Raw genomic sequence first — 14,061 nt, 5'->3', positions numbered from 1 at the left:
CGGCTGTGCCGAACAGGAACACACGGAGCACGGTCTGGTTCGTCATCTTCCTCGTGGCCCTCGTCGTGGCGGGGTTCTACGGCCTCAGAGCGGTGGCGACGGCAGACGCCTGCGGCGACCTGCCGAAGACCTGGAACTGGGCTCGGGCCACCTGGGAGTGCCCTGCCTACCGCTTCTGACGCTCCGGCCGGCGGCGTCGGTGGCCGGCCGTGAGCGGGTCGCACTGGTTCGAGGAGCTCGCCGACCACCTCGGTGAGGCGTACCTGCGGTACTCGTTCACCAAGGGCAGTCGTCAGGAGGTCACCTTCCTGGTCGAGCAGCTGGGCCTGCGGCCAGGCGATCGGGTGCTCGACGTGGGCTGTGGCCCCGGGCGGCACGCTCACTTGCTCGGCGAGCTGGGCATCGCCGTGCACGGGGTCGACATCTCCGCCACCTTCGTCGACCTCGCGCGCCGGGGTGCTCCGCCGAACGTGACCTTCGAGCGGCTCGACGCTCGGGCCCTGCCGTTCGACGGGGAGTTCGAGGCGGCGATCTCGCTGTGTCAGGGAGCCTTCGGCCTCGCCGGCGGCCCCGTCGACGACGCGTCGCTGCTGGGTGGGCCGGGCTGGGTGGACCCTGACGGGGAGGTCCTGGCGGGCATGGCCCGAGCGGTGCGGCCGGGTGGTGCGGTGGCCGTCTCGGCATTCTCCGCGTACTTCGCGGTCCGGTTCCTCGAGGAGTCGGACACCTTCGATGCGGAGGCCGGGGTCAACCACGAGCGCACCAGCATCAGAGACCCCGCGGGGGTGGAGCGTGCCGCGGAGCTCTGGACGAGCTGCTTCACCCCGCGGGAGCTGCGACTCCTCGCGGTGGCAGCAGGGTTGACGGTCCGGTCCATCTGGTCCGTGACCCCGGGCGCCTACGCCGCCAACCGTCCCGACCTGGACCATCCGGAGCTGCTGCTCATCGCGCACCGACCCTGAGCTCGCCCGGCCGCCGGGATCCGGCCGGCGCGGTGCTACGCTGGCCCGCCGTGCGCGCTCTGGCGCGCTCTTCCATCCACGTCCCATGTGCTCGACGAGCACCCGACCGGTTCCGTCCCGAAGAGAGATCCCGTTGCCCGACCAGACCAGCCCCGATGTAGATCACGGTTCCTCCACCCTCACCGGCACGATGCCCGATCTCGACGAATCGTCGATGGGCACCTTCGACGAGGAGGGGCGCTACGTGCCCCGGCAGGTCGTCGAGGACGACCTGGGCGGCATGTCGATCGACGAGGCGTACACCCAGACCATGGTCGACGTCGAGGACGGGCAGATCGTGGAGGGCACGGTCGTCAAGGTCGACCGCGACGAGGTCCTGCTGGACATCGGCTACAAGTCCGAGGGCGTCATCCCGGCCCGCGAGCTATCGATCCGCAACGATGTCGATCCGGCGGAGATCGTCTCGTTGGGTGATCGCGTCGAGGCTCTCGTCCTGCAGAAGGAGGACAAGGAGGGTCGGCTGGTCCTGTCCAAGAAGCGGGCCCAGTACGAGCGGGCCTGGGGTGCCATCGAGAAGACCAAGGAGGAAGACGGCGTCGTCACCGGCCCGGTCATCGAGGTGGTCAAGGGCGGGCTCATCCTCGACATCGGGCTGCGGGGCTTCCTCCCCGCGTCACTCGTGGAGCTGCGACGGGTCCGCGACCTGCAGCCCTACGTGGGCCGGACGCTCGAGGCCAAGATCATCGAGCTCGACAAGAACCGCAACAACGTGGTGCTGTCGCGCCGAGCCTGGCTCGAGGAGACCCAAAAGGAGCAGCGGGAGGACTTCCTCCACAACCTCAAGCCGGGCGAGGTGCGCAAGGGCGTCGTCTCGTCGGTGGTCAACTTCGGCGCCTTCGTCGACCTGGGGGGGATGGACGGACTCATCCACGTGTCGGAGCTGTCCTGGAAGCATGTCGACCATCCCGGCTCGGTGGTCCAGGTGGGCGACGAGGTGGAGGTGCAGGTCCTCGACGTCGACCTCGACCGGGAGCGCATCAGCCTGTCGCTGAAGGCCACCCAGCAGGACCCGTGGCAGGAGTTCGCGTCGAACCACCGGGTGGGAGAGTTGGTCTACGGGCGGGTGACCAAGCTGGTCCCGTTCGGCGCCTTCGTGCAGGTGGGCGACGGCATCGAGGGGCTGGTGCACATCTCGGAGATGTCCGCGCACCACGTCGACCTGCCCGAGCAGGTGGTCACTCCGGGTGAGGAGCTGTGGGTCAAGATCATCGATCTCGATCTCCAGCGTCGCCGCATCAGCCTGTCGATCAAGCAAGCCGCCGAAGGTGGGGTGGTGGCCGCCGAGTACCAGGAGCACTTCGGCGAGCACGCGTACGACGAAGAAGGCAACTACATCGGGGCAGCCGAGTTCGAGGCGACCGAGGGCCAGGAGGCTTGGGCGGAGTACTTCGCCGAGCAGGGGCAGGTGGCCGGTGCCGAAGGCGTTGGTGCGACGGGCACGGACGAGCCGGCCGAACCGGGCGACCCACCGAGCACGGCGGAAAGCTGAGCCGAGCTACACCGCCCCCTGCGTCGAAGCCCTACCCCGTATGGGCCGGATCGACTAGTGTTCGCCCGGGATTCTGTCGAGCTCTCGGGGTTTTCCGGGGAGTTCCACTAAGTCCTACGGGGAAATCGGCCGACATAGGGGCAGCAAGCGGTTCGGGGGTACTGACCCGCCCAGCGCTCGACGCTGGCGGCGGCTCACCGCACCGGGCGACCACGGACAGGGAACGGGCAGGCTGGACAGGGGTCGTGCCCAAGGACGAGGAGTGAGGTCGGAGTGAGCTCTCGGAGAACGCTGATCCTGCTGGGCGCCATCGCCGTCGGGGTCGTGGCCGCGCTGTTGCTGTTCAACTACGTGCGCGGCATCGAGGACCGGGCGAACAACAACGCCAAGCGGGTCGACGTGTTCGCCGCCAAGGCGCCGATCAAGCGGGGGATCCCGGGGAAGACGGCGGTGGAGGACGGCTCCATCGGGACCTCGAAGATCCCCCAGGAGTTCAAGCCGTCGACGGCCATCGCCAGCACCGATGAGATCATCAAGAAGGTGGCGCTCTTCGACATCCCGGCGGGCGCGGTGATCATCCAGGGGATGTTCGTGGATCCCGCTGCTGCGCAGGTCACCTTCCGGGCACGCCTGAAGAACCCTGATCACGTGGCGATCACCGTCTCGGTCGACCAGGTGCGTGGCGTCGGCGGGTTCCTACAGCCTGGCGACGAGGTGAACATCCTGGTCTTCCAGGACATCGACACGGAGGGGGCGAAGGTGACCGCCGCCTCTCCGGGCGAGCTGCCCGCCACCTACGTGCTGGATTCGATCGCTCGGTACCTGTACCAGAAGGTCCAGATCCTCGCCGTCGGGCAGAACGCCCTCCAGACCCCGGGCGAGCAGGCCAGTACCACCGGGACCCAGGCCAGCGCGGCACAGGCAGGCAACACCGGGCTCATCACCTTCAACGTGCCCCCGCAGGCCGCGCAGCTGATCGCGATGGCCCAGCAGGGCGGGAGCATCTACCTGACCCTGGTCGCCGAGGACTACCAGCCCCGACCGCTGCCGCCGCCGGCCCCCATCGGTTCGACGCTCCCGGGCGAGGATCCGGCTCAGTTGACGCCCTACGGACCGGCGGGGAACGAGGAGTGACCAGTCCGTTCTCGGGTCAGCCGGGCGAGGCGATGCCCCGACCCGTGGGGGGCCAGGTCAGCGGTGGCGGTGCGCCGCAGGTCGCGGTGGTGGTCGTCGACGCCGACCAGGCCGTGCGTTCGCGGCTCGCCATGCAGCTCGGGCAGGGTGCGACGCCGTTCCCCTCCTTGAGCGACCTCACCGCCCGGCTGAGCGGCCAGCCGGTCGTGGTGGTGCTCGGTCCCTCGTTCGCGGGCACCGTCGAGCTGACGGCCGCGGAGCAGCTGCTGGCGGCCCGCCGGGAGGTGGGCGCCATCATGGTGACGACGGAGCTCACCACCGAGCTCCTCCAGCGGGCGCTGCGGGCCGGTGTCAAAGACGTGCTGCAGGCCCCCGTCGACAGCGGCCAACTGGCCGAGGCCGTGGCCCGGGTGGCCGCCACGCTCACCCCGGCGGTGTCGGCCCCCGTTCCCACCTCCTTCGCCGAAGGTGAGGGCCTCGGGCGGGTGATCACCGTGTTCTCCACCAAGGGGGGCGCGGGCAAGTCGGTGATCGCCACGAACCTGGCCGTAGTGCTCGCGCAACGGAGCGAGCGACCAGTGGTGCTGATCGACGCCGACCTGCAGTTCGGCGACATCGCCGTGATGTTGAAGCTCGCGCCGCAGCACACGATCGTCGACGCGGTCTCCGCGCTCGACCGGCTCGACCTCGCGCTGATGCAGAGCCTGCTCATCACCCACAACCCGTCCGGGCTGCGGGTGCTGCCGGCACCGCTGGAGCCGGCGTTCGCCGACCAGATCGGGGCGACCGAGATGGTCAGGATCGTCGAGCTGCTCAGGCAGTTCTGCGCGTTCGTCGTGATCGACACGCCGGCCTACTTCAACGACGTGGTGCTCGGCTTGATCGAGGAGAGCGACGACGTCCTGCTCGTCGCGGGCATGGACATCCCCAACATCAAGAACGTCAAGATCGGCTTGCAGACGTTGCGCCTGCTCAACACGCCGATGGAGAAGGTCAAGCTCATCCTCAACCGGGCGAACTCCAAGGTGAAGCTCGACGTGGGCGAGGTGGAGCGCACGCTCGGGGTGCAGGCGGAGGCGCTGGTCCCGAGCGACGTGGTGGTCCCCCAGGCGGTGAACAAGGGAGAGGCCGTCGTGCTCGTCGCGCCCAAGTCGGGCGTGGCCAAGTCGATGGAAGATCTAGCCGACCTGTTCATTCCGGTCGAAGGCAAGAAGAAGCGCCGGTAGGTCATCCCGAGCCGTGCGCGGGGCAACAACCGAAGGTGAGGAGTAGCAGTGTCGCTCTACAAGCGCCTCCATGACGTGCAAGCGGCGCCGGCGACGGGGGCGAAACGCCGCGACCCGGTCCTCGACGAGCTCCGTCAGAAGATCCACCACACGCTGATCGACGAGCTCGGGCCGATCCTCTACGACAAGCGGCTATCGGAGGATGATCTCCGCCGCCGGGTCAACGATCAGCTCCACGCCGCACTCGCCCAGGAGCGAGCCCCCCTCTCGGCTGCCGACAAGGCCCAGCTCATCCAGGACGTCTCCGACGACATCCTCGGGTACGGGCCGATCGACCGGCTGCTCAAGGACGACGAGATCACCGAGGTCATGTGTAACGGGCCGAACGCGGTCTACGTCGAGCGCGGGGGCAAGCTCGAGAAGTCGACGGCCACCTTCGTGGACGAGACGCACCTGCGCCGGATCATCGACAAGATCGTGGGTGAGGTCGGACGCCGCATCGACGAAGCCAATCCCCTGTGCGACGCGCGGCTCCCCGATGGGTCTCGCGTGAACGCGGTGATCCACCCGCTGGCGATCGGTGGACCGTTCCTCACGATCCGGAAGTTCAGCAAGGAGAAGCTGCAGGTCGACGACCTCATCCGCTTCGGCACGCTCAATGCCCACGCGGCGCGCTTCCTGCAGGCCTGTGTGGTCGGCCGGCTCAACATCATCGTCTCGGGTGGGACCGGCACGGGCAAGACCACGACGCTCAACGTGCTCTCGTCGTTCATCCCGGCCGACGAGCGCATCGTCACCGTCGAGGACGCCAAGGAGCTCCAGCTCCACCAGGAGCACGTCCTCAGCCTCGAGGCCCGGCCCCCGAACATCGAGGGCCGCGGCGAGATCACCATCCGCGACCTGGTGAAGAACTGCCTCCGTATGCGCCCCGACCGCATCGTGGTGGGGGAGTGCCGCTCGGGTGAGGCACTCGACATGCTCCAGGCGATGAACACCGGCCACGACGGCTCGTTGACCACGGTGCACGCGAACAGCCCCCGGGACACGCTCGCCCGCCTCGAGACCCTCGTGCTCATGGCCGGTTTCGACCTGCCCGTGCGGGCGATCCGGGAGCAGATGGCGTCCGCGATCGACCTCATCGTGCAGCTCACCCGGCTCCGTGACGGTACCCGGCGGATCACCCACATCTCCGAGGTGCAAGGCATGGAGGGCGATGTGATCACGCTCCAGGACGTCTTCCTCTTCGACTACGGCATGGGGGTCGACGAGCACGGCCGGTTCAAGGGACATCTCAAGGCGACCGGGGTCCGGCCGAAGTTCACCGAGAAGCTCGCCGACCTCGGTATCCGCCTGGGCCAGGAGGTCTTCCAGCCGGAGGGCTTCGCGCGCAAGGCGGTGAGCCGGTAGTGCGGGCCCGCCGGACCCTCGGAGCCGGGGCGCTGCTGGCGCTGGTCGTCGTCTCGGCCTTGTCGGTCGCCGCCGCCGGTGCCCAGAGCGGATCGCTGCTCATGGTGCGCGAGGCCGACACGGTCGATCCTGCGCAATCCCGCCTCCAGTTCCTCTACACCGGCGACCGCAGTGATGTGGAGGCAGCCACGTTGAGGGAGAACGGGCAGCGGGTCGACACCAGCGTCGCACCGTTGCCCGACTCGACGCCGATCGACGTGGCGTTGCTGTTCGACACCTCGGATCCGATGGACACCTCTGGTGCCTTGGTCGCGGCCAAGGACGCGGCCAAGCAGTGGGTCAGGAACCGTACCGGGGCCCAGAAGCAGTCGATGCGCTTCGCGATCTACACGATGAGCGACACGGCCACCAACCTGCAGGGCTTCACGGCAGACGAGGCGCGGCTGCTGTCGGCGATCGACCGGGTGGGCCCGGCCCGGACGGAGGCCGCGAGCAAGAAGACGGCACTGTGGCAGGCACTCCGACTGGCGGGCGACGACCTGGCCGAGAAGAAGGTCCAGGCGAACGTCGTCGTGATGACCGCGCAAGGTGACAACGTCGGGCCCGCGGGGGAGGACGCCGCCGCGAGGGGGGCCATCGGCAACAGCAACGCCATGGTCTTCGCCGCCGAGTACACGAACCCGCGGCTCAACGACGGACCGATCCGGGCGATCGTGGACCGGTTCGGTGGGACAGTGCTGGCTGCTGACGAGGGCCCGCAGATGGGAGGGCTGGTTGGCAGCGTCGGCGAGATGATCTCCCAGCAGCAGTACGTGGCCCGCTACCGCTCCGAGGTCCCGGTCGGCGGCGTCGCCGAGCTGACCCTGGAGGTCGGCGGGAAGAGCACCGCCGTCGACACCGTCAGCGGCGCGTTGACGGTGGGGAAGCCGGCGCTGCAGCCGGCGGTCACCGAATCCTCCGGGGGCATCGCCTTCCTGCAGGGTGGTGTGGGCCTGGCGGTCGGGATCGTCCTCGCCTTGGTGGCGGTCGGCGGCTTGGCGTACGGCTTGACGCTGGTCGTCGTGAAGGACGATGGGCTCTCGGCGGTGCTGCGCCCGTATGCCGAGCCGATGGGTGAGGACGATGCCGAGAGCGACAGCCTGGTCCGTACCCCGCTGGTACAGCGTGCGGTGGAGATCACCGAGCAGGTGGCGGCGGAGCGGGGCTTGCTGGCAACCACCGAGAACGCCCTCGAGCGGGCGAACCTGCCCTTGCGGGCAGGCGAGGCCCTCTTCTTCTACGTGGCGCTCGTCGTGGTGGTGACGGTGCTCGGCCTGGCGTGGTTCGGCTCCCTGGTCGGTGGGCTGATCCTGGGGGCCCTGGCGGCCATCATCCCGGTCGCCGCGGTGCGCATCATGGCCGGGCTGCGCAAGAAGAAGTTCATGAGCCAGCTCCCCGACACGCTCCAGCTGCTGTCAGGCACCCTCAAGGCCGGCTACTCCCTCATGCAGGGGGTGGAGGCCGTCTCGCAAGAGGTCGAGGATCCGATGGGCACCGAGCTGCGTCGGGTGGTCACCGAGGCCAGGCTCGGGCGCCCGCTCGAAGAGGCGCTCGAGGGCACTGCCGAGCGGATGGACAGCAACGACTTCTCGTGGGCGGTGATGGCCATCCGCATCCAGCGGGAGGTGGGTGGCAACCTCTCCGAGCTCCTCTTGACGGTGGCGGAGACGATGACCGCACGCGAGCGGCTGCGTCGTGACGTGGCTGCTCTGACGGCCGAGGGTCGGGTGTCGGCGATGGTGCTCGCGATCCTGCCCATCGGTCTCGCGCTGGCCATGTACGTGCTGAACCCGGAGTACATCTCGAGGCTGTTCAACACCGGGCTCGGCAACGTCCTTCTCGGGGGCGCGATCGTCTCCATGGTGATCGGGTTCGCGTGGATGAAGAAGATCATCGACATCGAGATCTGACGAGGCACACATGCTCATTCTCGGAGGACTGCTGCTCGGCGGAGCGATCGCGCTGATCGTGTACACCCTGCTCTCGCAGGTGAACGAGAAAGCCGTCGTTCGATCCTCGCTGCGCCAACTCGAGGGCTACGAGGTCGAGAACGTCCGCGATCAGGAGCTCTTGGCCCCCATCACCGAACGGGCGCTCATGCCCATCCTCGGGGGGCTGACGAGCCTCGGTCGCCGGTTCACCCCGGTCGGCTACGTGGACGGGGTGCGCAAGAAGTTCATCTACGCGGGTCAGGGCAGCGCGGATGCGGTCGACCGCTTCTTGGCCATCCGGGTGGTGACGGTAGCGCTCGTGCCCCTGGTGTTCATCTTCGCGTTCATCTGGAACCCGCTGCGGCTCGAGGGCATGACGCAGCTCGCGGCCTTCCTCTTGTTGAGCTTCGCCCTGCTCGCCGGGCCGGACGCGTCCTTGAGCCGCAAGGTGGAGGCTCGTCAGCACCAGCTCCAGGTGACCCTGCCGGACATCCTGGACCTGCTCACCATCAGCGTCGAGGCCGGTCTCGGCTTCGAGCAGGCACTGGACCGGGTGATCGTCGCCGTGCCGGGGCCGCTCTCGGAGGAGTTCGCCCGGATGCTCGGGGAGACCCGAGCCGGCGCATCGAGGGCCGACGCGATGCGGGCGCTCGAAGCCCGCACGAACGTGCCCGAGGTCCGCTCGTTCGTCCTGGCCATCCTGCAGGCCGACACCTTCGGCGTGTCGATCGGCCGGGTGCTGCGGGCGCAGGCCGAGGAGATGCGGGTGAAGCGCCGCCAGCTCGCCCAGGAGCGAGCTCAGAAGGCTCCGGTCAAGATGCTCATCCCGATGGTGTTCTGCATCTTCCCGGCCCTGTTCGTCATCGTGCTCGGTCCCGCGATCATCAACATCCGCGAAGCGTTCTGAGGCGGCCGGCATGGCCGCCCCCGCCGAGGCCGCCACCGGTACGCCGGTGGCTTCCGGCCGCCGGTTCGTCCCACCGACCACCAGGGCGATGATCGGTGCCTGGCTGGCGTTCCTCGGCTACTGGTACGGGCTGCGCCCGCTGACGGACAACAGCCTGTTCACCCACATCGCCACCGGGCGCCTCATCGTCGAGGGGCGGTTCCCGCGCACCGACCCGTACTCGTTCACCGCCGCCGGGGAACCGTGGGTCGTGCAGAGCTGGCTCGTCTCGGCGGTCTACGGCCTCGCCGAGTCCTGGTTCGGGGCGGGGGGCATCCGGTTCGTGGCCGGCGTGATCACCGGGGCCCTGGTGTGGCTGGTGTGGGTGCTCACCGAGCCGGCCCGGACGCTGGTGCCGCGCCTCGTGGTGACCCTCATGGTGATGCTGGTGGGGCTCGCCGCCTGGCAGCCGCGGCCGGCGCTGTGGAGCTTGGTGCTGCTGGCCCTCACCTACCTGGCCGCGGACGGGCGCCTGGCCCCAGCGTGGTTGGTGGCGGTCTTCTGGGTCTGGACCAACATCCACGGTTCGTTCCCGCTGGGCCTGCTGCTCCTCGCCGTTCTCGCGCTCGGTCGCCGGCTCGACGGGCAGAGCCCGAGGGTCGAGCTCCGGTGCCTGGGCTGGGCTCTCGGGGGATGCCTCCTCGGGGTCGCCGGCCCGCTCGGGGTGGGGGCGCTTCACTTCCCCTTCGAGGCGCTGGAGCACCGGGAGTCGCTCCGCCACATCGTGGAGTGGAAGCCACCCTCGCTCGATCGCTGGTGGGTGGTGGTGTTCTGCGTGCAGGTACTGGTGGCCTTGGTGGCGCTGCGCCGCCGCCCGTCGGTCCGGGATGGCGGGGTGCTGGTGGTGTTCACCCTGCTGGCGGCGCTGGCGCTGCGCAACGTGGCGGTGGCCAGCATCGCCCTCGTGCCTGGCATGGCCCGAGGGCTGGAAGGCATCGCTCGGGGGAGCGGCGCCAGGCGGTCGCCGGCGGGGGCGGTCGCGGCCACCGTCCTGGTCGTGGTGACCATCGGATCGAGCATCGACCAGCTCGCCCAGCCGGACTTCGCGCTGGACTCCGACCCCGTGGTCGCCGTGGCCTGGATGGACCAGTACGGGTTGGTCGGGGCGGATGGAGCCAACGTGGCGACACGGGACGCCACCGGGAACTTCCTAGAGCTGCTCTACGGCGACCACGCCCGGGTGTTCGTGGACGATCGGGCTGACATGTACCCGAACCAGGTCTTCCGCGACCTGGTCGCGTTGCTGAAGGGCGACCCGTCCTGGGAGGAGATCCTGGCGAGTTACGACGTGGAAGCCGTGCTGTGGCCGAGATCGGAGGAGCTCGCCAGGCTCATGGCGTCCTCACCCCACTGGCGGGTGGTGTTCCAGGACCCGGTGTGGGTGGTGGCCTGCGAGCGGGCGGCGGCTCGCTGCAATGCCGCAGCGGCGCGCGCCGGCTGATGACGCGATCGTGGGGGCGCCGGAGCGCCCCCACGCACAGGTCTCGTTCAGCGGCCTGCGACGCTGATCTCTGAGGCCGAGTAGACGAACTTCTTGTCGACCTCCTTGCGGAACGCACTCACCGCAACGAGGCAGATGACGCAGATGAGGCTGACGAGGAGCAGATACTCAACGAGGTTCGCGCCCTCGTCTCCTCGCATGCGGTCCCCTACAAGCCCGTCCCGGCCGCGATCGACGTACCCCATCGCGGTACCTCCTTGCCGGGGCCCTGGAGACCAAGAGGGGCGGGCCGGAGCCCGCCCCTCTGTGGTTACAGAGCAACGGGCGGGATCAGGTACCCGAGATCTCCGCGCCGATCGAGTCGAACTTGTCCGAGGCGCTCTGGCCGAGGAACCGGATGGCCACGATGCACACCACGGCGATCAGGGCCACGAGGAGCGCGTACTCGACGAGCGAGGCACCACGGTCGGTCTTGCAGCGGGCCTGGAGCCAAGCGCTGACGAATTCGTAGGACGTGAGCATTTTTGTGGTCTCCCTTGTCTGGTGCTGACGGATGGCCCCCGTTGTGTCGGGTGCCTCTTACCTGTCGCCGGTAATCATCGTCACTCCGCCCCGCCGCCCGTATAGGTCTTTCGACCTATTTTGCGACGGGGCGTGGTGCCCACGTCCTGATGAGCGCGACAACACGGGTGATTCGGCCACCGGCGGGTCACGCGGGGTGGTCAATCCAGGTGGACGATGCCCATCCGAACGGCCTGCAGCACGGCTTGGGTGCGGTCCCGGGCATCGAGCTTCTGGTAGATGGAGGCCAGGTGGTTCTTGACCGTCTTCTGGCTGATGAACAGGCGCTCGGCGACCTCGGGGGTGGAGCAGCCGTCCGCGATGAGCTGGAGAACTTCCTCCTCCCGGCGGGTGATGACCCGCTCGTCCTCGCTCGTCGGCTGGTCCATGCGCCGCACCTCATCGAGCATGGACGCCGCGAGCTGGGGCGAGAGGGCCGTCTCGCCGCTGGCGGCCATCCGTACCGCCGAGGCGATCTCCTCCGTCGAGCAGTCCTTGACCAGGTAGCCGCTGGCGCCGGCCCGGATGGCAGAGGCCAGCACCTCCTGGTCGGCGTGCATGGTGAGCATCACCACCCGAGTGTCCGGCAGGGCTTCCTTGATCTGGCGGGTGGCTTCGACCCCGTCCATCTCGGGCATGGTCACGTCCATGAGGATCACGTCCGGCTTCAGCTCCTCGGCCAGCCGGACCGCCTCGTCGCCGTCACGCGCCTCACCCACCACGTCGAAGCCCTGATCGACCATCGAGCGGCGGAGGCCCTCCCGGAGCATCCGATGGTCGTCAGCCAACATGAGCCGGATGTTCACCGCGCCCCCTCTCCGTCTCCTCCGGCGTGCAACACGTCGCCCGGGGGCACACTAGTCGGGTGAGGGGCGTTCACTCGCTCAGAGATCGGCCCGCCGCGGTGCCGAGTTGAGGCCTTCACTCTCCGCATCAGCCGCTGACACCCACCGCGCGAGCACCCTCGCCCGCGGGTGCGGAGCGGATCAGGCTGCAACGCACCCTGGTGCCCTTCCCGAGCTGGCTGGTGATCTCGAGTGTGGCCCCGATCGACGAAGCCCGCTCCCGCATGCCGAGGATGCCGTAGGAGTCGAGGCGCCCGGCTCGGCCGATGGGGAACCCCTGCCCGTTGTCGGTCACCTCGAGGGCGGCCGACTCGCCGTTGCAGCGCCACAGGATGCGCACCGCGGTGGCCTGTGCATGACGCTCGACGTTGGCCAGTGCCTCCTGGGCGATCCGCCACATCTCCCGCTCCTGCAGGAGGGGAAGGCGAGCGGTGCGGTCGCAGTAGAGGTCGATGGTGAGCCCGCTGCGCTCCCGGATCCGGGCGACGTAGGCCTCGAGGGTGGCGGCCAGGTCCTGGCTGTCGGTGACGTCGGTACGCAGGTCATAGAGGGTGTCCCGTACCTCCCGGATGACGCCGCGGACGTCGTCTCGGAGCTGTTCGAGCGCTCCGTCGAGCGCCTCGCCGCTGTCGTACTTGGTCACGATCCGGTCGAGCTCGAACGCGAGGTACGCCAGCGACTGCCCGATCCGATCGTGGAGGTCGCGAGCGATCCGTGAGCGCTCCTCGTCCGCGCCCACCGTGCGCAGGCGGGCGAACCAGCGGGCGTTGTCGATGGCTAGCGCGACAGGCTCCACGAAGCCTTGGAGCAGCTCGGCGTCGCGGGCGGTGAAGTGCCGCTCCTCGGCATCCTCGATGGCGATGAGCCCGATGGTCGACCCTCGGGCCGAGAGCACCGCGTACAGGCCTGAGCTGGCTTTGGGGGTCAGCCCGGCGCATCCGGCCTCCGGCAGGCTGGGCACGTTGATGACGGTCTCGTCGAGGATGGCCCGGCGCAGCGGCGGGGTGAGGTCTTGGTCGAGCACTCGGGAGGCCATGCGGCCCACACCCTCCCGCCGCAGGACCTGCCAGTTCCCGTCGGTGTCGTCGAAGGCCAGGATGACGGCGGTGTCGAAGTCGAACAGTCCCTTGAGCCGCCCGATGGTGGTGTCGAGGACGTCGTCAAGATCGAGCGACGCCGGGAGGGTCTGGGTCACCCGATGCAGCGAGAACAGCAGCGCGTTGGCGTCCGCGAGGCGGCCGAGGCGGTCCAGGGCCAGGGAGTGCTGCCGGTCGGCCTCACCGGAGATGCGCCGGGCGTAGCCCGCGATCAGCGCCACCATGAGCAGCACCAGCGTCCACTGGCCCGAGTCCACGATGCGTGTTTCGCTCGGATCCTCCATGAGGTAGGGGAGCGAGACCGCCAGCGCGGACACGATGCCGATGCGCAGGCCGAAGCCGAACCCCCGGGCGAACCCGGCGACGCTGATGGCGGTCACGAGGGTGAGGATGAACGGGCTCTCCCAGTAGCCGGTGCTGAGCAGGGCGGCGACGTGGAGCGCGACCTCCCCGATCACGAACAGCAGGCTGCGGACGTCGCCGTAGTACCGGATGGGCCTGGCGGTCCGGAGCACCGTGTAGGTGACGATGACCGCGGACCACGTCACCAGGAGCCACCGTGGGTGGGCGATGTCCTGGGTGGCGAGCGCGATCGAGGCCACGGTCGTTCCCCAGCGGATGGCGAGGATGGCGGGGCCGAAGGTGGCCACCCGGTCCACCGGTTCGAGGATCCCGATCCCGTCGTCGTGGGCCGATCCGTCGGTCGTCTGCGCCAGCTCGACCAGCCGGTCGCGCCAGTTCTTCCCGTCGCCCCGCGGGCCCGTACCCGGCTCGGATCCTCGGGTCCGCAGGCGAGCGAGATCGGCGGCCCGGGGGGTCAGTGCCTCGCCGTTCGGGTCGCTGGGGGGGCGCACGGTGGCGGTCGTGGCAGCGGTCGCGTCGTCGTCCACAGGAACCAATCGGTCGATCGTCCGGGGTTGTGA

General features: G+C 69.1%; 13 protein-coding genes. 9 read left to right on the top strand and 4 right to left on the bottom strand.

What is annotated here, in order from left to right; all coding sequences use genetic code 11:
• Positions 1-5 precede the first annotated feature (5 nt).
• The 9 genes from HZF19_RS06350 to HZF19_RS06310 all read left to right on the top strand — a co-directional run bounded on the left by HZF19_RS06350 (position 6) and on the right by HZF19_RS06310 (position 10,635).
• Positions 6-179 carry a hypothetical protein gene (locus tag HZF19_RS06350; protein ID WP_208027919.1) on the top strand — a complete coding sequence of 58 codons (174 nt, stop codon included), beginning with the start codon at positions 6-8 and terminating at the stop codon, positions 177-179.
• Between the two features lie 30 nt (positions 180-209).
• Positions 210-962 carry a class I SAM-dependent methyltransferase gene (locus HZF19_RS06345; protein ID WP_208027918.1) on the top strand — a complete coding sequence of 251 codons (753 nt, stop codon included), beginning with the start codon at positions 210-212 and terminating at the stop codon, positions 960-962.
• Between the two features lie 214 nt (positions 963-1,176).
• Positions 1,177-2,511 carry a 30S ribosomal protein S1 gene (rpsA, locus tag HZF19_RS06340; RefSeq protein WP_208028042.1) on the top strand — a complete coding sequence of 445 codons (1,335 nt, stop codon included), beginning with the start codon at positions 1,177-1,179 and terminating at the stop codon, positions 2,509-2,511.
• Positions 2,512-2,784: 273 nt separating this feature from the next.
• Complete coding sequence (gene cpaB, locus HZF19_RS06335; protein WP_208027917.1) at positions 2,785-3,645, top strand: Flp pilus assembly protein CpaB; 861 nt, start codon at positions 2,785-2,787, stop codon at positions 3,643-3,645.
• A gap of 32 nt (positions 3,646-3,677) precedes the next feature.
• Positions 3,678-4,871, top strand: coding sequence for a CpaE/TadZ family protein (locus tag HZF19_RS06330; protein ID WP_208027916.1), 1,194 nt, complete (start codon positions 3,678-3,680; stop codon positions 4,869-4,871).
• Between the two features lie 48 nt (positions 4,872-4,919).
• Positions 4,920-6,278, top strand: a complete 1,359-nt coding sequence (locus HZF19_RS06325) for a TadA family conjugal transfer-associated ATPase (RefSeq protein ID WP_208027915.1) — start codon at positions 4,920-4,922, stop codon at positions 6,276-6,278.
• Positions 6,278-8,227, top strand: a complete 1,950-nt coding sequence (locus tag HZF19_RS06320) for a type II secretion system F family protein (RefSeq protein WP_208027914.1) — start codon at positions 6,278-6,280, stop codon at positions 8,225-8,227. The genes HZF19_RS06325 and HZF19_RS06320 overlap by 1 nt, the downstream gene beginning before the upstream one ends.
• A gap of 10 nt (positions 8,228-8,237) precedes the next feature.
• Positions 8,238-9,155, top strand: coding sequence for a type II secretion system F family protein (locus HZF19_RS06315; protein WP_208027913.1), 918 nt, complete (start codon positions 8,238-8,240; stop codon positions 9,153-9,155).
• Positions 9,156-9,165: 10 nt separating this feature from the next.
• Entirely contained in the window at positions 9,166-10,635 is a 1,470-nt protein-coding gene (locus HZF19_RS06310; RefSeq protein WP_208027912.1) for a hypothetical protein, read from the top strand.
• A gap of 47 nt (positions 10,636-10,682) precedes the next feature.
• On the opposite strand, the gene HZF19_RS06305 is transcribed toward HZF19_RS06310, so the two are convergent.
• The 4 genes from HZF19_RS06305 to HZF19_RS17075 all read right to left on the bottom strand — a co-directional run bounded on the left by HZF19_RS06305 (position 10,683) and on the right by HZF19_RS17075 (position 14,028).
• Positions 10,683-10,880 carry a Flp family type IVb pilin gene (locus HZF19_RS06305; protein ID WP_208027911.1) on the bottom strand — a complete coding sequence of 66 codons (198 nt, stop codon included), beginning with the start codon at positions 10,878-10,880 and terminating at the stop codon, positions 10,683-10,685.
• 85 nt (positions 10,881-10,965) lie between these two features.
• A complete protein-coding gene (locus HZF19_RS06300) occupies positions 10,966-11,157 on the bottom strand; it encodes a Flp family type IVb pilin (protein ID WP_208027910.1) in 192 nt (63 codons plus the stop codon).
• Between the two features lie 200 nt (positions 11,158-11,357).
• Positions 11,358-11,987, bottom strand: coding sequence for a response regulator (locus HZF19_RS06295; RefSeq protein WP_208027909.1), 630 nt, complete (start codon positions 11,985-11,987; stop codon positions 11,358-11,360).
• Positions 11,988-12,129: 142 nt separating this feature from the next.
• The gene (locus HZF19_RS17075; RefSeq protein WP_208027908.1) at positions 12,130-14,028 is read right to left on the bottom strand and encodes a GAF domain-containing sensor histidine kinase; all 1,899 of its coding nucleotides are present in this window, start codon (positions 14,026-14,028) and stop codon (positions 12,130-12,132) included.
• Between the last annotated feature and the right edge of the window lie 33 nt (positions 14,029-14,061).

It is taken from the genome of Rhabdothermincola sediminis (assembly GCF_014805525.1).
GTDB classification, from domain to species: domain Bacteria; phylum Actinomycetota; class Acidimicrobiia; order Acidimicrobiales; family Acidimicrobilacustridaceae; genus Rhabdothermincola; species Rhabdothermincola sediminis.
This window is presented reverse-complemented; position numbering and strand designations above follow the sequence as displayed.